The organism is Nocardia sp. NPDC050793 (assembly GCF_040654065.1).
In the GTDB taxonomy this organism is placed as follows: domain Bacteria; phylum Actinomycetota; class Actinomycetes; order Mycobacteriales; family Mycobacteriaceae; genus Nocardia.
In genome coordinates this window covers 52,004-70,317 of sequence record NZ_JBFAHG010000014.1, presented here as the reverse complement: position 1 = coordinate 70,317, position 18,314 = coordinate 52,004, and the positions used below count along the sequence as shown (strand labels likewise).

At 67.7% G+C, this 18,314-nt stretch carries 21 protein-coding genes; 10 read left to right on the top strand and 11 right to left on the bottom strand.

Annotated features, from left to right (window positions below; translation table 11 throughout):
* Positions 1-23: 23 nt before the first annotated feature.
* The 3 genes from AB0H50_RS32805 to AB0H50_RS32795 form a co-directional block, all read right to left on the bottom strand.
* Positions 24-773, bottom strand: a complete 750-nt coding sequence (locus AB0H50_RS32805) for a DUF6875 domain-containing protein (protein WP_357460415.1) — start codon at positions 771-773, stop codon at positions 24-26.
* A gap of 397 nt (positions 774-1,170) precedes the next feature.
* The gene (locus tag AB0H50_RS32800; RefSeq protein ID WP_357460413.1) at positions 1,171-2,331 is read right to left on the bottom strand and encodes an acyl-CoA dehydrogenase; all 1,161 of its coding nucleotides are present in this window, start codon (positions 2,329-2,331) and stop codon (positions 1,171-1,173) included.
* A 158-nt stretch (positions 2,332-2,489) separates the two neighbouring features.
* A complete protein-coding gene (locus AB0H50_RS32795; RefSeq protein WP_357460410.1) occupies positions 2,490-3,179 on the bottom strand; it encodes a TetR family transcriptional regulator in 690 nt (229 codons plus the stop codon).
* 103 nt (positions 3,180-3,282) lie between these two features.
* Here AB0H50_RS32795 and AB0H50_RS32790 point away from each other — a divergent pair, with 103 nt between their 5' ends.
* The 3 genes from AB0H50_RS32790 to AB0H50_RS32780 are packed head-to-tail and all read left to right on the top strand — an operon-like array spanning position 3,283 to position 4,308.
* The gene (locus AB0H50_RS32790) at positions 3,283-3,741 is read left to right on the top strand and encodes a helix-turn-helix domain-containing protein (protein WP_357460408.1); all 459 of its coding nucleotides are present in this window, start codon (positions 3,283-3,285) and stop codon (positions 3,739-3,741) included.
* 2 nt (positions 3,742-3,743) lie between these two features.
* Positions 3,744-4,082, top strand: a complete 339-nt coding sequence (locus AB0H50_RS32785; RefSeq protein WP_357460406.1) for a hypothetical protein — start codon at positions 3,744-3,746, stop codon at positions 4,080-4,082.
* A complete protein-coding gene (locus AB0H50_RS32780) occupies positions 4,057-4,308 on the top strand; it encodes a hypothetical protein (protein ID WP_357460404.1) in 252 nt (83 codons plus the stop codon). The genes AB0H50_RS32785 and AB0H50_RS32780 overlap by 26 nt, the downstream gene beginning before the upstream one ends.
* A gap of 21 nt (positions 4,309-4,329) precedes the next feature.
* On the opposite strand, the gene purE is transcribed toward AB0H50_RS32780, so the two are convergent.
* Together purE and AB0H50_RS32770 are read right to left on the bottom strand one after the other, a co-directional pair.
* Positions 4,330-4,830: a 5-(carboxyamino)imidazole ribonucleotide mutase gene (gene purE, locus AB0H50_RS32775; RefSeq protein WP_084501883.1), complete on the bottom strand. Its 501-nt coding sequence runs from the start codon at positions 4,828-4,830 to the stop codon at positions 4,330-4,332.
* Positions 4,823-6,043: a 5-(carboxyamino)imidazole ribonucleotide synthase gene (locus tag AB0H50_RS32770; RefSeq protein ID WP_357460401.1), complete on the bottom strand. Its 1,221-nt coding sequence runs from the start codon at positions 6,041-6,043 to the stop codon at positions 4,823-4,825. Before AB0H50_RS32770 ends, purE begins: the two co-directional genes overlap by 8 nt.
* 39 nt (positions 6,044-6,082) lie before the next feature.
* Here AB0H50_RS32770 and AB0H50_RS32765 point away from each other — a divergent pair, with 39 nt between their 5' ends.
* Positions 6,083-6,625, top strand: a complete 543-nt coding sequence (locus tag AB0H50_RS32765; protein ID WP_357460399.1) for a GtrA family protein — start codon at positions 6,083-6,085, stop codon at positions 6,623-6,625.
* 19 nt (positions 6,626-6,644) lie between these two features.
* Here the strand turns inward: AB0H50_RS32765 and AB0H50_RS32760 are convergent, their stop codons facing one another.
* From AB0H50_RS32760 to AB0H50_RS32750, 3 genes are read right to left on the bottom strand one after another with little or no spacing between them, the layout of a single operon-like run.
* A complete protein-coding gene (locus AB0H50_RS32760) occupies positions 6,645-7,952 on the bottom strand; it encodes a HAMP domain-containing sensor histidine kinase (protein ID WP_357460396.1) in 1,308 nt (435 codons plus the stop codon).
* A gap of 1 nt (position 7,953) precedes the next feature.
* The gene (locus AB0H50_RS32755) at positions 7,954-8,631 is read right to left on the bottom strand and encodes a response regulator transcription factor (protein ID WP_067787709.1); all 678 of its coding nucleotides are present in this window, start codon (positions 8,629-8,631) and stop codon (positions 7,954-7,956) included.
* Positions 8,632-8,668: 37 nt separating this feature from the next.
* Positions 8,669-9,208 carry a PH domain-containing protein gene (locus tag AB0H50_RS32750; RefSeq protein ID WP_357460394.1) on the bottom strand — a complete coding sequence of 180 codons (540 nt, stop codon included), beginning with the start codon at positions 9,206-9,208 and terminating at the stop codon, positions 8,669-8,671.
* Positions 9,209-9,407: 199 nt separating this feature from the next.
* Here AB0H50_RS32750 and AB0H50_RS32745 point away from each other — a divergent pair, with 199 nt between their 5' ends.
* Positions 9,408-10,361 carry an acyl-ACP desaturase gene (locus AB0H50_RS32745; protein WP_357460391.1) on the top strand — a complete coding sequence of 318 codons (954 nt, stop codon included), beginning with the start codon at positions 9,408-9,410 and terminating at the stop codon, positions 10,359-10,361.
* Between the two features lie 8 nt (positions 10,362-10,369).
* Here AB0H50_RS32745 and AB0H50_RS32740 read toward each other — a convergent pair whose 3' ends face one another.
* Positions 10,370-11,191, bottom strand: coding sequence for a biotin--[acetyl-CoA-carboxylase] ligase (locus AB0H50_RS32740; RefSeq protein ID WP_357460389.1), 822 nt, complete (start codon positions 11,189-11,191; stop codon positions 10,370-10,372).
* A 52-nt stretch (positions 11,192-11,243) separates the two neighbouring features.
* Positions 11,244-11,432, bottom strand: coding sequence for a hypothetical protein (locus tag AB0H50_RS32735; protein ID WP_357460387.1), 189 nt, complete (start codon positions 11,430-11,432; stop codon positions 11,244-11,246).
* 245 nt (positions 11,433-11,677) lie between these two features.
* Between AB0H50_RS32735 and AB0H50_RS32730 the strand changes: the two genes are divergently transcribed.
* The 3 genes from AB0H50_RS32730 (at position 11,678) to AB0H50_RS32720 (ending at position 14,412) form a co-directional block, all read left to right on the top strand.
* Complete coding sequence (locus AB0H50_RS32730) at positions 11,678-13,318, top strand: acyl-CoA carboxylase subunit beta (protein WP_357460384.1); 1,641 nt, start codon at positions 11,678-11,680, stop codon at positions 13,316-13,318.
* Between the two features lie 132 nt (positions 13,319-13,450).
* A complete protein-coding gene (locus tag AB0H50_RS32725; protein ID WP_357460381.1) occupies positions 13,451-13,777 on the top strand; it encodes an acyl-CoA carboxylase subunit epsilon in 327 nt (108 codons plus the stop codon).
* Positions 13,774-14,412, top strand: a complete 639-nt coding sequence (locus AB0H50_RS32720; protein ID WP_357460380.1) for a nucleoside triphosphate pyrophosphatase — start codon at positions 13,774-13,776, stop codon at positions 14,410-14,412. The genes AB0H50_RS32725 and AB0H50_RS32720 overlap by 4 nt, the downstream gene beginning before the upstream one ends.
* On the opposite strand, the gene AB0H50_RS32715 is transcribed toward AB0H50_RS32720, so the two are convergent.
* Positions 14,338-15,129 (bottom strand): transcriptional regulator, encoded by a 792-nt coding sequence (locus AB0H50_RS32715; protein ID WP_357460377.1) that lies wholly within the window; start codon positions 15,127-15,129, stop codon positions 14,338-14,340. The genes AB0H50_RS32720 and AB0H50_RS32715 overlap by 75 nt on opposite strands.
* Before the next feature lie 166 nt (positions 15,130-15,295).
* Between AB0H50_RS32715 and AB0H50_RS32710 the strand changes: the two genes are divergently transcribed.
* Together AB0H50_RS32710 and AB0H50_RS32705 are read left to right on the top strand one after the other, a co-directional pair.
* Positions 15,296-16,210: a sulfurtransferase gene (locus AB0H50_RS32710; RefSeq protein ID WP_357460374.1), complete on the top strand. Its 915-nt coding sequence runs from the start codon at positions 15,296-15,298 to the stop codon at positions 16,208-16,210.
* 241 nt (positions 16,211-16,451) lie between these two features.
* Positions 16,452-18,257, top strand: a complete 1,806-nt coding sequence (locus tag AB0H50_RS32705; RefSeq protein ID WP_357460371.1) for an acetyl/propionyl/methylcrotonyl-CoA carboxylase subunit alpha — start codon at positions 16,452-16,454, stop codon at positions 18,255-18,257.
* Positions 18,258-18,314 lie beyond the last annotated feature (57 nt).

Here is an 18,314-nt window from a genome sequence, read left to right as displayed (position 1 = left end):
TTGGTCGTCGATCGCTGTGTGTCTCAGCTGGCTTTCCGCGGCCCCAGATGGACCGGACTGCCGTTCTCGGTCGGCATCGCCGCACTGCCCTGCTCCGCTTGCAGCTGGTAGACGGGCACATCGAGGTTCGAGCTCGCGGTCAACCGGCCGACTACCACCTGCCGCACGTGGGCGGGCAGACCGGGCGCGAACTTCTTGACGTATGCGGACATCCACTCCGGCCGCCCCAGCAGGAACGGGAAGTCGGTGGCCATCATGCTGCGCACCACGATCATCGGAATGGGCGAATCGAGCGGGTGGAAGTCCTTGTTCCACAATCCCGGCTCCTTGCATCCGGGATAGAACTGCCCGAGCATGAAGCCGCGCTCGACGAACCGCGTCTTGAGTACGTCGTGCAGGTTGTCGATCAGCGAGAAGTCCCGCAGATCAGGCAGTGCGGTGACGAGGCAGCGCAGGACGGCACCGCCGCCGTCTTCCGGTGGGAGGCTCCCGAACAGCTCGAGCGCGTCCTCGATGACCAGTCGCACGTACGGCGGCCACGGACGCACGCCGGCTATCCTGCCGACCCACATCAGGTCGCGGTGCAGCGACGGTCTGACATAAGGACAGACGGGCCCGTCGCGGCCGAGGTCCGGCTCGGTGCCGGTCAGATAGTCCTCGGCCCAGATCCGCACGGCGTCCACCGTGGACATGGTGTGCGGACACGAGATTTCGGTGTCGGACAACGGGAACCAATTCATCCCCGATTGCGGTCCGATGACGATCTTGGACATCACTCACCTCGTCGCAGTGCGAGGTCGAGCATCGCTTCGCGAGTCTCCTCGTTCGGCGATCGACGAACCACCCCATTTCCTTCTTCGTGAGTGACTTTCACTAGTGAATGCAATATGGCGTAACATGCCGTCAACTCCTGCCGACGTACCGTCGAAACGCCCGTTGAGGCGCTTCCTATCAGCGAGGATCGACGTCAGCCACAGACAAAGCCCCGACGGCTTCCGCAAAATCCAGCTATCAATGTTTATGGCGCTGGAGGTCTCGAAACGAGCTGTGGGACGGACACGATAAAACTACCGATAGGACTCGGAACAATCTCCGAGATCGGTCGGTGAACGAAAAAAGGGAACGGCCGGGTAACAACCCGGCCGTTCCCGAATACGCAGCGTGCCGGCGTCAGCCGCGCAGCAACGCCCTGGACATCACCACGCGCTGGATCTGGTTGGTGCCCTCATAGATCTGGGTGATCTTCGCGTCGCGCATCATCCGCTCGACCGGGAAGTCGGTGGTGTAACCGGCGCCGCCGAAGAGCTGGACGGCGTTGGTGGTGACCTCCATGGCCACGTCCGAGGCGAAGCACTTGGCGGCGGCGGAGATGAAGCCGAGGTTCTTCTCACCGCGCTCGGCGCGGGCGGCCGAGGTGTAGACCATGAGGCGGGCGGCCTCGATCTTCATCGCCATATCGGCCAGCATGAACTGGGTGTTCTGGAAGTCGGCGATGGCGGTGCCGAACTGCTTGCGGTCCTTGGTGTAGGCGATGGCCGCGTCCAGCGCGCCCTGGGCGAGGCCGACAGCCTGCGCGCCGATGGTCGGGCGGGTGTGGTCCAGAGTCTGCAGCGCGGTCTTGAAACCGGTGCCGGGCTCGCCGATGATGCGGTCGCCGGGGATGCGGCAGTTCTCGAAGTACAGCTCCGCGGTGGGCGAACCCTTGATGCCGAGCTTGTGCTCGAGCGGGCCGACCACGAAGCCCTCGTCGTCCTTGTGCACCATGAACGCGGAGATGCCGTTGGCGCCCTTCTCGGCGTCGGTCACGGCCATCACGGTGTACCAGGAGGACTTGCCGCCGTTGGTGATCCAGCACTTGGAGCCGTTGATGATCCAGTCGTCGCCGTCCCGCTTGGCGCGGGTGCGCATGGAGCCGGCGTCGGAGCCCGCCTCGCGCTCGGACAGCGCGTAGGAGGCCATCTCGCCGTTGACGATGTCGGACAGCACCTTCTGCTTCAGCTCCTCGGAGCCGTTCAGGATCAGGCCCATGGTGCCGAGCTTGTTGACCGCGGGGATGAGCGAGGAGGAACCACAGACGCGGGCGACCTCTTCGATCACGATGCAGGTGGCGACCGAGTCGGCGCCCTGGCCGCCGTAGGCCTCCGGCACGTGCACGGCGTTGAAGCCCGCGGCGTTCAGCGCGGTGAGCGCCTCCTCCGGGAAGCGGGCGTTACCGTCGACGTCCTTGGCGTACGGCGCGATTTCCTTCTCCGCCAGACCGCGGATGGCCGCCCGCAGTTCGTCGTGGAAGTCCTCGAGCTTGAACAGGTCGAAATCGGGGTTTCCCGCCATGGGACACGCTCCTGGGTGATGGGTCTTAGGCCGCGGTCGGCAGCTTTCAACAGGTCGGCACTCAGTGCCACTTCGAGCGCAAGTATACGCACGAGATTCGCCGCAACGTGCGGATACCTATTGGCACTGAGTGTCAAAGCCTGGCACTGTTGGGCAGGTCACAGGCCACCGAGCTTGCGGGTCAGCAGATCGATCACCTGGCGCGAGGGCATGTCCCTCGGGAAAACCGCGACCACCATCTCCTCGGGCTCGCAGATCCGGCCGTGACCGCGCGGAATGGCCGAGAGTTCCACTCGCAGGTCCGCGGCGCCCGCGTCCGACTCGCCGCGCACCATGCGGCGCAACAGATAGTTGTGCGTCGCGGTGACCGCCGCGGTGAACTGCACCCTGGCGAGGTCGGGCACATCGGGCAGACGCTCGCGCAGGTAGTCGGTGAACAGGCGCTCGTAACGGAACACGGTGACGATCTCGCGCTCGCGCAGCGCGGGCACCCGGCGCACCACCTGGTAGCGCCGCGCCGCGATCTCGCGCCACTGCGTGAACCGCTCGAAGACCTGCACGACGGCCGCACACACGGCCTCCCACGGATCGTCGTCCCGCGCGCCTGCGAGATAGGCCGCCGCCTGTGCCAGCTGCGACTCGTGATCGGCGAAGATCACGTCCTCCTTCGAGCGGAACTGCCGGAAGAACGTCCGCCGCGAAATCCCCGCCGCCTCCGCGATCTCGTCGACCGTCGTCGCCTCGTACCCCTTGTCCGCGAACAACCGCAGCGCCTGATCCACCACCGTCAGCCGAAACTGCGCCGGATCCTCCGCGGCCCGCGCCCGCGCACTCTCCTCAGTTGCCACGGCAGCCACCGTAGCGACCGACGCGCGGAGATCCGCATCGCCCGGCAAGGTTGTTTCGGTTATTTCGTTTGTTTCGTATAATTCGACTGGAGAGGAGGATCTCATGGCCGGAATTCATGCCGCCAAGCGCATCGAGCCTGGTGAGATCGATGCCGAAGTCGCAGCGCGTGCGATGCGGCGCATCAAGGACTACCTCATGCGTCACCCCTCGGAAGACACTGTTCGGGTCGACGGTGAGACGGGTAGCGACAACGCCCTGATCCTCCCCCGCGAGGTTGTCAATATGGTGGCGTTCATCCTGGCCCAAGCGGCCGAGGGCCGAGGCGTCTCCATCGTGCCGTCGCACGCCGAGCTGACGACCCAGCAAGCGGCAGACATGCTGAACGTCTCCCGTCCTTATGTCGTTCGGTTGCTGGAGGCCGGCGAGATTCCCTTCCGTCTCATCGGTACCCATCGCAGGATCCGCTTCGACGACCTGAAGGAGTACAAACGCCGCAGCGAGGCCAAGAGCCGGGCGGCGGCCGACGAACTGTCCGGCCTCGGGCAGGAACTCGGTATCTGACCATGGCCTTCGTTGTCTTGTACGACGCCAACGTGCTCTACGGCAACACGCTCCGCGACATGCTCATCCGCCTCGCCAGATCCGGTGTCGTCCAGGCGAAGTGGACGAACGCGATCCTCGACGAGACACTCGGCAATCTCGCGGACAAGCGACCGGACATCTCGGCTCACAAGCTGGATCGGCTGCGCGAGCTGATCATCGATGCGGTGCCCGACTGCCTCGTAGAGGGGTACGAGGCGCTCATCGAGGGCCTGAAACTGCCGGACCCCCGGCGACCGGCACGTCCTCGCGGCCGCCATCAAGGTGGGCGCGCAAGTGATCGTCACCTCGAACCTGCGTGACTTTCCACCCGAGCGCCTGGCGGAGTGGGACATCCAAGCCAAGAGTCCCGACGAATTCGTTCTCGACCAGATCGCCGTCGATGATCGGATCGTGTGGGCGTGTGTCCAACAGATCGCCGACTCTCGGCGCAATCCGCCGGAATCCGTCGAGGAAATACTCGACGCCTTGGAAAGCGCCGGTTTGGTCGAATCCGTCGCAGCCTTGCGATCCGGGCGCCGCTGTTAGGCGGCATCCGGATGCCGCACCTCAGCCGAGGAGTTTGGTGCGGAGAGCTTCGTCCTTGTCGAGGACCAGCTTTTCCAGGTCGGACTGGAACTGGGTCATGCGGGTGCGCAGGGCCGGGTCGGCGGCGGCGAGGATGCGGACGGCGAGCAGGCCCGCGTTGCGGGCGCCGCCGATGGAGACGGTGGCGACCGGGACGCCCGCGGGCATCTGCACGATCGAGAGCAGGGAGTCCATGCCGTCGAGGTACTTCAGCGGGACGGGGACGCCGATGACCGGCAGCGGGGTCGCGGAGGCGACCATGCCGGGCAGGTGGGCGGCGCCGCCGGCGCCCGCGATGATCACCTGGATGCCGCGGTCGGCCGCGTCGCGCGCGTAGTCGAGCATGCGCTGCGGCGTGCGGTGCGCGGAGACGACACCCACCTCGAAGGGCACGCCGAACTCGGCCAGTGCCTCGGCGGCGGCCTCCATGGTCGGCCAGTCGGAGTCGCTGCCCATGATCAGGCCAACTCGAGGATTACTCATGGGGGTCCCATCCGTCGGTCCACACCGCGTGCGACATCCAGTGCGCCGCCCGCTCTGCCTTCTCGCGCACCTCGGCGACGTCGTCGCCGAGGATGTTGATGTGCCCGATCTTGCGATCGGGGCGCTCGCCCTTGCCGTACAGATGTACCTTCGCCTCCGGCATCCTGGCGAAGAGGTGATGCAGCCGCTCGTCCATCGACATCTCCGGCGCCTGCGCCGCGCCGAGGATGTTGGCCATCACGGTGACCGGAGCCAGCGGACTGGTGTCGCCGAGCGGATAGTCCAGCACCGCGCGCAGATGCTGTTCGAACTGCCCGGTGCGCGCCCCGTCCATGCCCCAGTGGCCGGAGTTGTGCGGGCGCATCGCCAGCTCGTTCACCAGCAGCTCACCCGCGTGAGTCTCGAAGAGCTCGACGGCCATCGCGCCGACCACGCCGAGCTCGGCGGCCAGGTTCAGCGCCAGGGTCTCGGCCTCGGCGGCCCGCGCGTCGGCCAGATCCGGCGCGGGCGCGACCACCACCGCGCACTGACCGTTGCGCTGCACGGTCTCCACCACCGGCCACGTCGCAGCCTGCCCGAACGGCGAACGGGCCACCATCGCCGAGAGCTCGCGCTTGAGATCGACCTTCGCCTCGGCGAGCAGCCGCACCCCGTGCGCGAGCTGATCGGTGACGATCCGCTCGGTCTCGGCGGCGTCGGCGGGCATCCAGACGCCGCGACCGTCGTAGCCGCCGCTCACCGCCTTGAGCACGAACGGCCAGCCGTGCTCGTCGCCGAAGCGCACCGCGTCGGCCGGCTCGGCGACCGGGGTGAACGCGGGCACCGGGACGCCGAGCTCGGCGAGTTTGGTACGCATGGCCAGCTTGTCCTGGGCGTACACCAGGGCCTGCGGCGGCGGCGCCACGTTGACGCCCTCGGCGACCAGCGCCGCGAGGTGCTCGGTGGGCACGTGCTCGTGATCGAAGGTCAGCGCGTGCGAACCGACGGCGGCCTTGCGCAGCGCGGCGAGATCGGTGTGGCTGCCGAGCACCACGTCGGGACTGACCTGCGCGGCCGGATCCTCGGGGTTCTCGGCGAGCACCCGCAACCGCTGGCCGAGCGCGATCGCGGCTTGATGGGTCATCCGCGCCAGCTGACCGCCACCGATCATGGTGACGGTTGGCATGGCGGCTTGATCGAAGGAACGGGTGCTCACGTCGTGCAATCTTGTCATGTCCGGCTGCCATGACCGCTACCGGTACACTCGGCTCTCGTGTCTTTCGTCGACGACGTGGTCAGCGTCCTCCCCCGGCCCCTGCGGGAGATGGCCTACCGCCATCACGAGCTGATCAAGTTCGCCATCGTCGGCGCAACGACCTTCGTGATCGACAGCGGCTTCTTCTACGCGCTCAAATGGACTGTGCTGACCGAGAAACCGGTCACCGCGAAGATCATCTCCGGCGTCATCGCCGTGATCGCCTCCTACATACTGAACCGGGAGTGGTCGTTCAAGAACCGCGGCGGCCGGGAACGCCACCACGAAGCCCTGCTGTTCTTCGCGGTCAGCGGCGTCGGAGTGGTGCTGAGCAACATCCCGCTGTGGATCTCCAGCTACGTGTTCGACCTGCGGCAGCCGAACGTCAGCTTCACGGTCGAGAACGTCGCCGACTTCGTCAGCGCGTTCGTCATCGGCAACTTCCTTCAGATGGCCTTCCGCTTCTGGGCGATGCGCCGCTGGGTCTTCCCGGACGAGATGACCGAGCTGGAGGCCGAGCTCGAGGAACTCATAGAAGAGGAACAGCTGGGCCGCAGCTGACGGCTCAGCGCGTAATGGCTCAGCGCGGCTCGGGGACCGTACCCGCCGTCCGCGCCGACACCGACGACCCGAGGAACACCGCGAACAGCGCGGGCCTGCGGCGCTGCAACTCCAGGCGGCCGCCGTCCGCCTCGATCAACGCGCGCGCCAAGGCCAGGCCGACACCTGTCGATCCGCCCGCCGAGAAGCCGCGATCGAAGATGTGCGGCGCGAGCTCGTCGCGCACGCCCTCCCCCTCGTCGGCCACCTCGACGCACACCAGCGGCTCGCGGGCATTCCCTGGACGGACCGTGCGCACCGACACCGTGCAGGTGCCGCCGCCGTGCATGAGCGCGTTGTCGATCAGCACCGTCACCGCCTCCCGCAGGCGCGAGGCGGTGATCGGCGCGCGCAGCGACGCGTCGCCGGTCAGCAGCAGGGTGCGGCCTGCCTCGGCGAACGGGTGGGTCCACTCGGTGACGATGCCGCACAGCTCGTCCATCACCGGGATCGGATCGCGGTCGGCGGCGTCCTCGTCGCGGGAGGCGCGGACCAGTTCGTCGATGGCGTCGGTGAGCCGGTCGACCTGTGCCATCGCCTCCTCGGCCTCGTGCACCACCTCGGGGTCGGCGTGCGCGGAGAGTTCGTCCAGCCGCAGCCGTACCGCCGTCAGGCGGCTGCGCAGCTGATGGGAGACGTCGGCGACCAGCGCGTGCTCGCGTTGCAGCCGACCCGCGATCTCGACCGTGGCCGAGTCGAGCACGTCGGAGACCCGGTCCAGTTCGGAGATGCCGTGGCGGCGCGGATCGGGGCGGAAATCGCCCATCGCCAGCCGCGCCGCGCGCGCCGCGACGTCGCGCAGCGGATCGGCGACGCGGCGCGCGGTCACCACCGCGACCGTCACGGCCGCGCCGAGCGAGGCGAGCACGGCCAGCGCGACCACCGCGACCGCCTGCCGCTGCCGCGCGTGCATCGGCCCGGCGGGCACCTCCAGGCGCAGCGATCCCGATGTGCCCATGGACAGCGATTCCACCAGCGGGTCGGCCACCGACTCGGCGCCGATGTCGAGGCGGGAGGCGTTGTCCTGCGGGCTCGGGTAGACGATCGTGAGCTTGCCGTCCTCCGGCACCAGCGGGCGCACCACGCGCACGTCCAAGCCGCCGCGCACCAGACCGTCGGCCTTTTCCTGGGCGATGACCTCGGCGGCGACGCGATCCAGCCTGCTCTGCAGGTCGTTGCGGGTGATGTCCTCGACCCACAGCCAGGCCGTGTAGGTCAGCGGCACGCCGAGTACGACCGTCGTGATGGTCAGCACGGTCAGCATCGACCGCAGGATTCGGCGCCGCACGTCAGTCGGTGTTCAGCCGGAAGCCGACGCCGCGCACCGTGACGATGCGCCGCTCGGCCATCGGCCCCTCGTCGCCGATCTTGCGGCGCAGCCAGGACATGTGCATGTCCAGCGTCTTGGAGCCGCGCAATTCGGCGTCGCCCCAGACCTCGCGCAGGATCGTCTCGCGTGGCACCACCTGACCCGCCCGGTCGATGAGCACCTTGAGCAGCTCGTACTCCTTGTTGGCCAGACCGACCTCGACGCCGTTGACCAGCACCCGGCGCGCGGCGGGCTCCAGCCTGATACCGCCCACCTCGACCGCCTCGTCGCCGATTCCGCTGCGGCGCAACAACGCTCGCACGCGAGCCAGCAACTCCGCGAGCCGGAACGGCTTGCCGACGTAATCGTCGGCGCCCGCGTCCAGCCCGACCACGAAATCCACCTCGTCGGTGCGGGCGGTGAGCATCAGCACGGCCAGGTCGGCGCCGCGGGCGCGCACCTGCCTGCACACCTCCAGTCCGTCCATGCCGGGCAAGCCGAGGTCGAGGATCAGCAGGTCGTGGTTGCCCTCGAGCGCGCGGCGCAGCACGGCGGGGCCGAAGCTCTCCACGGTGACGTGGTAACCCTCGCGCCCCAACGCGCGCGACAGCGGCGCGGCGATGGCCTCGTCGTCTTCGGCCAGGAGTACGGCGGTCATGCGAACAGATTACGGATATCCGGCGACCACGCCGGACTCACCGATAGCCGCCCGCCGAGCCGTACCCGTGCTGATTGCTCGATCGCCCCACTTCGAACACCTGGTGGTAGAGCAACGCGTGCACATCCTGCACGCCGGGGATGTCGTCGTATTCGAGCGGCTCCTCCGAGGACGAGCCGATGATCAGGGTGCCGGTGCCGAGCATCCTGTCGAACAGCCCGTGCCGGAACTGGACGCTCGAAATGCGGCTCATCGGGATGTCGATGCCGGTGTGGGTGAGCACGCCCTGGCGTACCAGCACCCGCCGCTCGGTGACGATGAAGTGCGTCGTCTTCCAGCTGAGAATCGGTGCGATACAACGCCATAGGACGATCGCGAGCCAGATGGCGAAGACCAGGACCAGCACAACGGTCTTGGCGCTCTCCGGGGTGTTGCGGTATGCCAGGCCCCCCGCGAAACCGGCCAGCGCCGTGGCCGCGATGAGCGTCACGATGGGCCAGAAGAGCATCTTCCAATGCGGATGGCGATGGAGTATCAATTGCTCGTCGGGTGCGAGCACATCCTCCGGATAACCCATGGGGGAACCCTACCGCGGCATGATGCCGAAATGCCTGACACCGGCCCCGGAGTGCTGCACAATCGTCAGCTTGCGGGACACCCGCTTCACTCAGCTGATTCGCAATGCGCACGACCCGGTTCCGCTGCTCGACAAGCTCGGCCAAGACTCCGAAGACAACCGCTCGGCAAGACGTGCACTGACGACTGAGGAGGCGTGTGTGACCAGGGATCTGACTCAGCTCGAAATTCTGACCGAACTCGAACCGGTGGCCGAAGAGAACGTGGACCGGCACTTGTCGATGGCGAAGGAGTGGCACCCGCACGACTACGTGCCGTGGAACGAAGGCCGCAACTTCGCCGCGATGGGCGGCGTCGACTGGGATCCCGAACAGTCGAAGCTGAGCGACGTGGCCAAGGCCGCGATGATCACCAACTTGCTCACCGAGGACAATCTCCCCTCCTACCATCGCCTGATCTCGGAGAACTTCAGCAACGACGGCGCGTGGGGCACCTGGGTGGGCCGCTGGACCGCCGAGGAGAACCGGCACGGCATCGTCATGCGCGACTATCTGGTCGTCACCCGCGGCGTGGATCCGGTCGCGCTCGAACAGGCCAGGATGATCCACATGACCCAGGGCGTGCACGCGCCTGCAGATTGGGACGGCTTCCTGGTCAACGTCGCGTACGTGACCTTCCAGGAACTCGCGACCCGGGTCAGCCACCGCAACACCGGCAAGGTCTGCGACGACCCGATCGCCGACCGCATGCTGCAACGGGTGGCCGCCGACGAGAACCTGCACATGATCTTCTACCGCAACATGTACGGCGCGGCCCTCGACCTGGTGCCCGACCAGGCGATGCACGCGCTGACCCAGGTGCTGACCAATTTCGTCATGCCGGGCGCAGGGATGCCGAACTTCCGCCGCAACGGCGTGCTCATGGCCAAGCACGGCATCTACGACCTGCGCCAGCACCTCGACGAGGTGATGAACCCGGTGCTCAAGAAGTGGGACGTCTTCGAACGCAACGACTTCGGGCCGCGCGGCGAGCAAGCGCGGGAGCGGCTCGGCGCGTTCATCGAAAAGCTCGGCCGCGATGTGCTCAAGTTCGAGGAGCAGCGCGACCGCATGTTCGCCAGGGAGGCGGCGAAGGGAGACCTGCAGCGCGCATGACGGCTATCTCAGTAATCGGCGCGCAAATGGGTGACGTCGCCCGCCGACACCGGGTAGTCCCCGATCAGCAAACGCCCGCTCGCGTCGATGTCGGTCGCGACACCGGTGCGGGTCTGCCCGCCGGGCAGTTCGGCGCGCACGTCCATGCCGAGCGTGGCGCAGCGCTCGCGGTAGGCGTCGGCCAGTTCGCCGGTGGCCCACGACGCGTCGCGCCAGTCGGTGAAGCGGCGCGCGAACTCGATCAGCAGCGACTGCGCCACCAGCGTGCGGTCGGTCTGCGCGGCACCGGCCAGCGCGAGCGAGATGGCATGCGGCACCGGCAATTCGGCCTCGGTGAGGCTCACGTTCACACCGATGCCGACCACCACAGCAGGCGCATCGCCGCCCGCGGCCACCTCGGCGAGGATGCCCGCCACTTTGCGACCGCCGATCAGGACGTCGTTGGGCCATTTCAGCATCGCGTCCACACCCGCCGTCGCGCGCAGCGCGTCCACCGCGGCCACGCCGGTGAGCAGCGGCAGCCAGCCCAGCGCCGCGGGCTCGATGCCGGGCAGGCGCACCAGCATCGACAGGGCGATCTGCGCCCGCGGCGGGCTCACCCAGGTACGCGCGTGCCGACCGCGGCCCGCCTCCTGCGTTTCGGCGATCAGGACGCGGTGGTCATCGGATGTCGCGGCCGCCGCGATGAGATCGGCGTTGGTGGAACCGGTGGATTCCACCACTTCCACGCGCGAGAAGAAGGCCGCGTGGTCGCTCTCGGCGAGACCCCGCCGCAACTGCTCGGCATCCAAAGGCGGTCGATGCGCTGTATCGGGCGGTGGCGTCTGCACGAACGTGCAGGCTACTAGCTCCCGTCCCGAGCCGGGACGGGAGCGAACGGTGTCAGCCCGCGAGGTCGTAGCCGGCCATGGTCATGCCCGGCTCTCGTTCCCCGCGCGCCCCGCTGTCCCCGGCCGCCTCCTCTTCGTCCGTTTCCGGATCGAGGATGGTCGGCTCGGCCTCGCGAACTCGCCAATTCGTCCATGCCGCCGCCGTGGCGTATTCGGCGACGGTTCTACCCCACTCCCACATGTCTGGCTCCTCCCCATGAGCCGAAAGATGGACTCCGAGAGGATATCCGGACGCCCCGCGGCGGGGAAACCGAATTTTCCGGCGCCGCCGCGGCGCCTCGTCGCAGCCGGTTCCGGACACTCGGCCGATGTCCCGTAAACGGCCGTGGAATTTCCCTTTGCGCCCTTGTCCACCTGGGCTTTTCTACTAGCGGGTAGCCCCTACTGGGTTAGAAAGACCAACTGCCACTGGTTACACTCCGAGCCATGACGAGTGTCCAGCAGCAGTCCGCATCCGGTTCGGCGGGCGAACCCGATATCCACACCACCGCCGGGAAGCTGGCTGACCTGCGGAATCGGCTGGAAGAGGCCAAGCACCCGATGGGTGAGGCGGCAGTCGACAAGGTGCACGCCAAGGGCAAGATGACCGCCAGGGAACGCATCCTCGCACTGCTGGACGAGGGCTCTTTCGTGGAACTCGACGCGCTGGCCCGCCACCGCAGCGTCAACTTCGGCCTGGAGAACAACCGCCCGCTCGGCGACGGCGTCGTCACCGGTTACGGCACCATCGACGGCCGCGACGTGTGCATCTTCAGCCAGGACGTCACCGTCTTCGGCGGCAGCCTCGGCGAGGTGTACGGCGAGAAGATCGTCAAGGTCATGGACCTGGCGCTCAAGACCGGCCGTCCGCTGATCGGCATCAACGAGGGCGCTGGCGCCCGCATCCAGGAGGGCGTCGTCTCGCTCGGCCTCTACGGCGAGATCTTCCACCGCAACATCCAGGCCTCCGGCGTGATCCCGCAGATCTCGCTGATCATGGGCCCGGCCGCGGGTGGCCACGTCTACTCCCCCGCGCTGACCGACTTCGTGGTGATGGTCGACGGCACCAGCCAGATGTTCGTCACCGGTCCCGACGTCATCAAGACGGTCACCGGCGAGGACGTCACCATGGAGGACCTGGGCGGCGCGCACACCCACATGACCAAGTCCGGTGTGGCGCACTACGTGGCCTCCGGCGAGCAGGACGCACTGGACTACGTCAAGGATCTGCTGAGCTACCTGCCGAGCAACAACCGCGCCGATGCCCCGCGCTTCGCGCCCACCGACCCGATCGACGGCGCCATCGAGGACTCCCTCACCGAGGAGGACCTCGAGCTGGACACGATCATCCCGGACTCGCCGAACCAGCCGTACGACATGCACGAGGTGATCCGTCGCCTGCTCGACGACGACGAATTCCTCGAGGTGCAGGCCGAGCGCGCGATGAACATCATCGTCGGCTTCGGTCGCATCGACGGCCGCAGCGTCGGCATCGTGGCCAACCAGCCCACCCAGTTCGCGGGCTGCCTCGACATCGACGCCTCGGAGAAGGCCGCGCGCTTCGTGCGCACCTGCGACGCGTTCAACATCCCGATCATCACCCTGGTCGACGTTCCCGGCTTCCTGCCCGGCACCGGCCAGGAGTACAACGGCATCATCCGGCGCGGCGCGAAGCTGCTCTACGCCTACGGCGAGGCCACTGTGGGCAAAATCACGATCATCACCCGCAAGGCCTACGGCGGCGCCTACGACGTCATGGGTTCCAAGCACATGGGCGCCGACGTGAACCTCGCGTGGCCGACCGCTCAGATCGCCGTGATGGGCGCTTCGGGCGCCGTCGGATTCGTCTACCGCAAGCAGCTGCAGCAGGCGGCCAAGGACGGCAACGACGTCGATGCGCTGCGGCTCGAGCTGCAGAACGAGTACGAGGACACCCTCGTGAACCCCTACGTCGCCGCCGAGCGCGGTTACGTGGACGCGGTCATCCCGCCGTCGCACACTCGCGGTCAGATCGTGTCCGCGCTGCGACTGTTGGAGCGCAAGATGGTGACTCTTCCTGCGAAGAAACACGGCAACATCCCGCTCTGAATCAGCGATACCCTCGGTAGGCCGCGCACACTGGTTGCCGAGACGCAATGAGTGGATCCGAGGATGATTATCGCGTCATCCCGTTTCGGGTGAGGTCTACGCCCGATCGAGCTAGAGGAAGGATCTGGCACTGTGACGACCGTGGCAGAGGAAGACGTGTTGACCGCCGCCGAGTTGGATCTCGCAGTCGACCCGATCGCGGAAGAGGTCGAGGCGGTCACCGTTGACGCGGCCCCGACCGCCGAGGCGGGCGAGCAGCCGTTCATTCGAATCATCAAGGGCTCACCGAGCGACGAGGAGATCGCCGCGCTGGTGTGCGTGTTCTCCGCCGCCGCCAACGCCTCGGGCGCTTCGGCCCCGACCGGCCCGGCGGACGGGTGGGGACGCCCGACCATGATGCACCGCGGCACGTCGCCGTTCTCGCCGTACGCCTTCCCGCAGCTGTCGCACCTTCGGTGACGACGACGCTGATTCTCGCGTCCGCGTCACCCGCCCGCCGAGAGGTGTTGCGCTCGGCAGGCATCGACCCGGTTGTCCGTGTCTCCGACGTGGACGAGGACGCGGTCGCGGCGGCCCTGCCCGCGGACACCGCTCCGCAGATCGTCGTCGTCGAGCTGGCGAGGGCCAAGGCGGCCGCCGTCGCCGCCACCATCCCCGAATTCGCCGCCGATTGCGTTGTGGTGGGCTGCGATTCGATGCTGCTGGTGGACGGCGTTCTGCAGGGCAAGCCGCACACTCCCGAGGTGGCGCGGGCCCGCTGGGCCGACATGGCCGGGCGCAGCGCCGATCTGATCACCGGCCACTGTGTGCTGCGGATGCGGGACGGCGAGATCGTCGCCGATGCCGTCGACTGCAGTGCCACCACGGTGCATTTCGCGAAGCCGGAACCCGACGAGCTGGATGCCTACATCGCCACGGGCGAGCCGCTGCAGGTGGCGGGCGCGTTCACGTTGGACGGGCTCGGCGGCTGGTTCGTCGACCGGATCGACGGCGATCCGTCGAGCGTCATCGGTATCGGTCTACCACTGCTGCGCCGACTGCTTGGCGACGTTGGGGTCGGCATTGCGCAGTTGTGGCGCCACACGGCCCAGTAGCGGCGGCGTGAGAGGCGGTTCCGCGCCGCCCTGCTCGGCGACTACGGGCGCCGACGCCGTCTCGCGATTCTCCTGATTCCGGCGGGCCAGGTATTCGAGCCGGGTCAGGCACAGCTCCGGTTCCACGAACGGGCGCAGCTGGACGTTCACCTCGCCGCGCGCGCCGTTGCGGTCGAGCACTTCTCTGATCAACCCGAGATGCACGCCGCACACCACCTCGGAGTGCGTGCGGGCCAGTTCGCGCAGCGGGCAGGCGGTCATCCGGATCAGGACCTGATCGCCGTTCTCCGCGGCCGGATCGCGTTCCGGCGCGAACCCGAGTTCCGAGAGCAACGTCAGCGTGAGGTCTCTGGCGTCCTCCAGTGACTCCACGGGGTGATCGCCGGCGTCGAGCTTGCCCCCCCAGGCGCGTCCGGCCGCGAGGGCGGCCTCCGAGCGGCGGCGCTGGTCGAGGCCGAGCTGGTCGGCGAGCACCTGCGCCAGTTCCTGATATCCGACCGAGCGCTGCACCGCGCTGTAACCGATGCGCGGTCGGCCGCGGCCGCGCGGAGGTTGCTGGAATTGCCGAACGAGGGATTCCTTGGTGAGCACATCGAGGTGAAATCGCACCGTCGTGACGTGCTGTCCGGTGATCCTGGCCAGTTCCTGGGCATCGAGAGGCTCGCTTGCGCCACGTAGGATCGCGAGCAGTCGCCGCCGCGGCCAAGAATCGGACATAGCTCACCCCTCCTCCCGGGAGACTTTATCGGATGAGGGTGCGATTTATTCGCCCAATCAGCCGATTCGTGATCTGAAACGAAGTTCACTACCGCCTCACATTTACCATCGCAGTGAGACCCGAACCGCCGTAACCACCGTCTACCTCGCGTGAAGGACCCCAATCGTGCCCGTTGCCCCGGACGCTCATCCCTCATTCGGAACGTACGCACATCCTCACCGACTAGTAACCACAGAGTGGCTGTCGGCAAACATAGGCGCGCCGGGACTCAGGATCGTGGAGTCCAACGAGGACATCTTGCTCTACGACATCGGACATGTGCCGGGGGCCGTCAAGATCGATTGGCGCGGTGATCTCAACGATCCGGTCACGCGTGACTATATCGACGGCGCCCGTTTCACCGAACTGATGCGGGCCAAGGGCATCGCGCGCGACGACACGGTGGTCATCTACGGGGATCGTGGCAACGCGCAGGCCGCGCACACGTTGTGGCTGTTCACCCTCTTCGGGCACGAGGACGTGCGGTTGCTCGACGGCGGGCGCGATGCGTGGATCTCCGAGGAGCGCGACACCACCTTCGATACCCCGAACCTCGCGGCCAGCGACTACCCGACCGTGCGCCGCGACGACGCGACCGCACGCGCCTTCCGCGACGACGTGCTCACCCACCTCGGCAAGCCGCTGCTCGACGTGCGCTCGCCCGAGGAGTACTCCGGGGAGCTCACCCCCAAGCCCGACAATCCCGAGGACGCGGCGCTGCGCGGCGGCCACATCCCCACGGCGCTGAACATCCCGTGGGACCGTTCGCTCGGCTCGGACGGACGTTTCCGCTCGCGCGCCGAGCTGGATACCATCTACGCGCCGGTCGACGGTGCCGACGACTTGGTCGTCTACAGCCGCGTCGGCGAACGCTCCAGCCACACCTGGTTCGTGCTGACCTACCTGCTCGGCTACGGTACGGTCCGCAACTACGACGGCTCGTGGACCGAGTGGGGCAATTCGGTGCGGATGCCCATCGCCAAGGGGACCGAACCGGGCGAGGTTTCGGCAAACGGCCCGCGTCGCGGCCGCGGCAAGTAAGCCTTCGCTCGGGAGCCCAACTGGTGCGCGATCACACCGGATGCGATTGTGTGATGCGCGACCTACTGTTCAGTAGGGCTATCCGAGTTCGGCGTCTGTTGGCAGACTGCCTACACTCGCCCCAGACGAAAATTGTCGTCACGGGCACGGGGCCTGCGCGGTGTTCCGACCCCTACCGGGAACGGGCCATGTGCGGCCCCCATCCCGCGAAGCGACCAGAAGATTGCAACCAGGAGGCTCAGTGCCCAGCCATGCCAGCGCGCGGATCACGAAGGTACTCGTAGCTAATCGAGGCGAGATCGCCGTGCGTGTGATTCGGGCGGCCAAGGACGCCGGCATCGCCAGTGTCGCGGTGTACGCCGAGCCCGACGCCGATGCGCCCTTCGTGAAGCTCGCCGACGAGGCCTTCGCCCTGGGCGGTCAGACCTCGGCCGAGTCGTACCTCGTGTTCGACAAGATCCTCGACGCCGCCGCCAAGGCGGGCGCGGACGCGATCCACCCCGGCTACGGCTTCCTGTCGGAGAACGCCGACTTCGCCCAGGCCGTGATCGACGCCGGTTTGATCTGGATCGGTCCGTCGCCGCAGTCCATCCGCGATCTGGGCGACAAGGTGACCGCCCGGCACATCGCCGAGCGCGCGAACGCGCCGATGGCCGCGGGCACCAAGGACCCGGTCAAGAACGCCGCGGAAGTGGTGGAGTTCGCCGAGAAGTACGGCGTGCCGGTCGCGATCAAGGCCGCGTTCGGCGGCGGCGGTCGCGGCATGAAGGTCGCGCACTCCATCGAGGAGATCCCCGAACTGTTCGAGTCGGCCACCCGCGAGGCGGTCGCCGCGTTCGGCCGCGGTGAGTGCTTCGTCGAGCAGTACCTGGACAAGGCCCGCCACGTCGAGGCGCAGGTGATCGCCGACAAGCACGGCAACGTCGTGGTCGCGGGCACCCGCGACTGCTCGCTGCAGCGCCGGTTCCAGAAGCTGGTCGAGGAAGCACCGGCGCCGTTCCTGTCCGACGAGGTGCGCGCCGCGATCCACGAGTCGGCCAAGCGGATCTGCCGTGAAGCCCACTACTACGGCGCGGGCACCGTGGAGTACCTGGTGCAGGGCGAGACCGTGTCGTTCCTCGAGGTGAACACCCGCCTGCAGGTCGAGCACCCGGTCACCGAGGAGACCGCGGGCATCGACCTGGTGCGTCAGCAGTTCCGCATCGCCAACGGCGAAGAGCTGGATATCAAGGAAGACCCGACCCCGCGCGGCCACTCCTTCGAGTTCCGCATCAACGGCGAGGACGCGGGCCGCGGCTTCCTGCCCGCCCCCGGTCCGGTCGACGTCTACCGCGAGCCGTCGGGCCCCGGTGTGCGCGTCGACTCCGGCGTGGTCGCGGGCAGCGTGATCGGCGGACAGTTCGACTCGATGCTGGCCAAGCTGATCGTCACCGGCGAGAACCGCACCCAGGCGCTGGAGCGCGCGCGCCGCGCCCTGGCCGAGTTCCAGGTCGAGGGCCTGGCCACCGTCATCCCGTTCCACCGCGCCATCGTCGATGACCCCGCGTTCATCGGCGACGGCGAGAAGTTCGACGTCTACACCAAGTGGATCGAAACCGAGTGGACCAACCACATCGAGCCCTACACCGGTAGCGGCGCCCCGGCCGACGAGGACGAGGAGCTGCCCCGGCAGAAGGTCGTCGTCGAGGTCGGCGGCCGCCGCGTCGAGGTCTCGCTGCCCGGCAACTTCACCGTGGGCGCGGGCGCCGCAGGCGCCGCGAGCAACGGCGCAGGCGTGATCCGCAAGAAGCCGAAGCCGCGCAAGCGTGGCGGCGCGGGCGGCGGCGCCGCCTCCGGTGACGCGGTCACCGCGCCGATGCAGGGCACCGTCGTGAAGGTGGCCGTCGAAGAGGGCCAGTCCGTGGAAGCGGGCGACCTGATCGCGGTGCTCGAGGCCATGAAGATGGAGAACCCCGTCAACGCGCACAAGGCGGGCGTCGTGACCGGTCTCGCCGTCGAGGCGGGCGCCGCGATCACCCAGGGCACGGTGCTGGCCGAGATCAAGTAAGGCGCACCTCGCGCACACTGGGTCGAACGACACCGCACGAGAGCGGGTGATGGACAA

Excerpts from the sequence above, each read along its gene's own strand:
- AB0H50_RS32805 (WP_357460415.1), bottom strand. The coding sequence starts at position 773 with ATGTCCAAGATCGTCATCGGACCGCAATCGGGGATGAATTGGTTCCCG.
- AB0H50_RS32800 (WP_357460413.1), bottom strand. The coding sequence starts at position 2,331 with ATGGCGGGAAACCCCGATTTCGACCTGTTCAAGCTCGAGGACTTCCAC.
- AB0H50_RS32755 (WP_067787709.1), bottom strand. The coding sequence starts at position 8,631 with ATGACCGCCGTACTCCTGGCCGAAGACGACGAGGCCATCGCCGCGCCG.
- purE (WP_084501883.1), bottom strand. The coding sequence starts at position 4,830 with ATGAGTAATCCTCGAGTTGGCCTGATCATGGGCAGCGACTCCGACTGG.
- AB0H50_RS32715 (WP_357460377.1), bottom strand. The coding sequence starts at position 15,129 with ATGTCCGATTCTTGGCCGCGGCGGCGACTGCTCGCGATCCTACGTGGC.
- AB0H50_RS32790 (WP_357460408.1), top strand. The coding sequence starts at position 3,283 with ATGGCCGGAATTCATGCCGCCAAGCGCATCGAGCCTGGTGAGATCGAT.
- AB0H50_RS32735 (WP_357460387.1), bottom strand. The coding sequence starts at position 11,432 with ATGTGGGAGTGGGGTAGAACCGTCGCCGAATACGCCACGGCGGCGGCA.
- AB0H50_RS32730 (WP_357460384.1), top strand. The coding sequence starts at position 11,678 with ATGACGAGTGTCCAGCAGCAGTCCGCATCCGGTTCGGCGGGCGAACCC.
- AB0H50_RS32785 (WP_357460406.1), top strand. The coding sequence starts at position 3,744 with ATGGCCTTCGTTGTCTTGTACGACGCCAACGTGCTCTACGGCAACACG.
- AB0H50_RS32750 (WP_357460394.1), bottom strand. The coding sequence starts at position 9,208 with ATGGGTTATCCGGAGGATGTGCTCGCACCCGACGAGCAATTGATACTC.
- AB0H50_RS32770 (WP_357460401.1), bottom strand. The coding sequence starts at position 6,043 with ATGACAAGATTGCACGACGTGAGCACCCGTTCCTTCGATCAAGCCGCC.